The organism is Streptomyces sp. 8L (assembly GCF_020176795.1).
Lineage (GTDB): Bacteria > Actinomycetota > Actinomycetes > Streptomycetales > Streptomycetaceae > Streptomyces.
The window spans coordinates 1-3,075 of the sequence record NZ_JAIUKE010000763.1 but is presented as its reverse complement, the minus strand read 5'-3'; the positions used below and the strand labels follow the sequence as shown (position 1 = coordinate 3,075).

Annotated in this window: 1 protein-coding gene and 1 pseudogene; both read right to left on the bottom strand. The window is 69.7% G+C overall.

The genetic code is table 11. The features are described from left to right. Positions 1-235: 235 nt before the first annotated feature. Positions 236-1,234, bottom strand: a pseudogene (locus tag LCE31_RS38415) (IS110 family transposase); the annotation flags it as partial. Positions 1,235-1,683: 449 nt separating this feature from the next. Beyond that, on the bottom strand, positions 1,684-2,991 hold the full coding sequence (locus LCE31_RS38410) for an aminotransferase class V-fold PLP-dependent enzyme (protein WP_225022823.1): 1,308 nt from the start codon (positions 2,989-2,991) through the stop codon (positions 1,684-1,686). Positions 2,992-3,075 lie beyond the last annotated feature (84 nt).

Below are 3,075 nucleotides of genomic sequence, written 5' to 3'. Positions count from 1 at the left end.
GTTCGAAAGCCGTTGCGGCGTCGCGCAGTTCACGGCGGGTGTTGGCCGCTGACGTCTTGGCGAGGGCATCCAGCACCTCGCCGGCCGCCGCGATGTCGGCGGCGGCGAGTGCGTCCTCGCCGTGGCCCAGGTGCGGCTGGCTGGGTCGACCTGCCACGCGGCAGCCGAGGTCACATCCGCCCGGCACGCGACAGCCGGTGTCTCACCCATTGGCGTCGCCCCCGGCGCGCGCCCCGTTCCCGCCTCTGGGAGCGTGTTCACCGTGGATGGAGGTGCCTGATTGCCGGGTGGTCGGGGCGAGGTCGGCGTAGGAGGCCAGATGGGCGGCGGTGGGAAAGCTGCTGCCGTCGCCGATAGTGGCCAGGAGGATGGCGGCGGTCCTGACGCCGATGCCGGGCATCGAGGTCAGGACCTGGGAAAGAGGGTGGGCCTCCAGCAGGGCCTCGATCTGGATCTCCAGGGCCCGTCGTTGTTCGTGGACAGCGGTCAGCGACTTCGCCAACGACGGCACGATCACGTCCAACGTGCCGGTGCCGGGAACGATGACGGTCTGCTCGTCGAGGGCGTCGAAGATGTCGTCGACCAGCCGCTGAGCCATGCGCGGGGCCCTGGGGCGCACGAGTTCGACGAGCCGACGGCGGCCCGCTTTGCGCAGGGCGGCCGGTGAGCCGTGGCGCTCCAGGAGCCAGGTTGTGGCCTTGTGGTCCAGGCGGGGGCCCAGGACGCGTTCGAGGCTGGGGTGGAACTGGGTGAGCAGGCCGCGGATGCGGTTGGAGGTGCGCGTGGCCTCGGCGGCGAGGTCCTGGTCGAATCCGGTGAGCATGGTCAGCTCCGCGGTGATCTCGTCGCCGAGTTCCAGCGAGCGCAAGGTGTGGGGCATCGTGCGGGCGGCATCCGCGATCACAGCGGCGTCTTTCGCGTCGGTCTTGGCCTCGCCGGGGTAGAGGTCGGCGATCCGCCGCATGGCCAAGCCGGGCAGGTAGGCGATCTGACAGCCGGCGTCGCGGGCGACGGTGAGGGGAAGGGCGCCGATGGAGGCCGGCTGGTCCACGATCACCAGCACGGTCTTGAACTTCGCCGTGAGCTTGTCGAAGACCGCCCTCAGTTTCGGTTCGCTGTTGGGCAGCTGCTTGTCGAAGACGGTCTTGCCGCTGGGTGTGAGGCCGTGTCCGTGATGTGTGCTCTTGCCGACGTCCAGGCCGAAGAAGACGCCCACCTGACCGATCTCGATCACCGTGCCCCCACCAGGTTCGATCCCGTGCCGGCCCGGGCTTCGGTGCCGTTCACGCGCATCCACGTTATGCAGACCTACCGCCCGCAGGTGGCCGGGCATTGCGCCCGGCCGGGCGGTGGTCGGGCCTCTGATCAGCGTCTCCGACGGCACCTGCCGGACCCGGCGACACCACCCCCCAGGTCATCCCATCGACAGGGGGCAACAGTCATACCGGGCCCGGAGGCCAGCGGCCCTCTTGCAGGACCGCCAAAAAGATAACGGGGGCACGCGGTAGATGCTGGTTTCTCCGGTCCGCTGAATCAGGCGGAGCGCAGTGAGCCGCGCGAGGGCCTCATAGACGGTTGAGACGGAGATTCCGCTCGCACCGTGGCCCCGGAGCGGGGAGCCGGTCCGGGGCCGGGGGTCCGGGCGGCCGACCGCATCTGCGCCGTGTCGCCCCGTTCCGGTCGCTACGCCTTGAGCAACCGGATGACGTTCAGGGCCACGTCGATCTCCTCGGGGAAGTTGACGATCCCCGCCGACAGCCTGACATGGGGGACCCCGTAGGGGGTGCTGTTAGCGATGACCCGGTTTTCGCGGAGGATTCGTGCCACGTCCTGCGGTGAGTGGCCGTCCACGTCGAAGGTGACGATGCCAGCGGACAGTTCCGGGGCGAGCGGCGTGTGCAGCGTCACGTGGTCCATGGCGGCCAGGCCTTCCTTGATCTGACCGTTCAGCTCCGCGATGCGGTCCTGGATGCGCTTGCGCCCGATCTGCCGGACGAAGCGGAACGCCTCGGCGGCGGCCCACTGGTGCTCGTAGGAGAAGAACCCGCCCGGGCTGACCCACGAGGCCTGGGTGGGGCCGGTGGGCCGGCGGTCCTGCCGCCACGCCGCGGAGGTCTCCGCGCTCATCAGGGAGGGGATCGTCGGCTGGATGAGCGCCCAGTTCTCCGGCGTCGCCCACATGATCCCGGTGCCGCGCGGTCCCAGGATCCACTTGTGGGTGCCTGCGGAGAAGAAGTCGCAGCCCATCTGTGCGACGTCCTCGTCCGCGACGCCGAACCCGTGGACGCCGTCCACCACCAGCAGGATGCGGTCGTCCTCGTCGCGGTTCCGGTTCAGTTCGGCGATGGTGTCGGCGACACTGGCGATCGGCAGGCGCACGCCGGTGTTGGAGTGCACCCAGGCGACACCGAACACGCGGGTCTCTGGGCGCACGGCGGCGCGCAGCCGGTCGAGGGCCTCGTCGGGGGAGAAGTCGAACGACGAGTCGTAGAGCGATACCGAGCGCATGGTGGCGCCCCATTTGTCGGTGGCCAGGCGGATCGCCTCGTGGTGCGGGTAGAACTCGTGGGTGGTGGTCAGAACCTCCTGGCCCGGCTTCAGTCGCAGGCCGTTGTAGGTGAGGGCCAGTCCCATGGTGGTGCTGGTGGTGAGGGCGATCTCGTCGGCGTGACCGCCGACGTACTCGGCCGCCTCGGCGCACACATTCCGCCACAGCTTGTCCTCTTCGCGGGCGAACATGTTGTCGTCGAGGAAGCTGTGCGGGTTCTCGTCGAAGGCGCGCCGGTAGTTCGTGATGGCGTCGCGGACGGGCGTCGGGTTGGAGGCGAGGTAGAAGTTGGAGAGGTGCACGAGGTCGGGCGACAGGAGGAACTGGGCCCGCACGGAGTTCCAGTCGCCCGGGTCGTAGGGCTGGGTGGCGGCATCCGGCGTGACGGGCGGCCGACTCGTGAAGGGGGAGTCGACGAGGCTTGCCGGGTTCGTCAGGGACACGATCACTCCTTGGAAGGGTGGTGGAGCTGCATCGGTACAGGCGCCGGACCACGGCCCGGGCCCGCGGTCCGGCGCCCCCCCCCC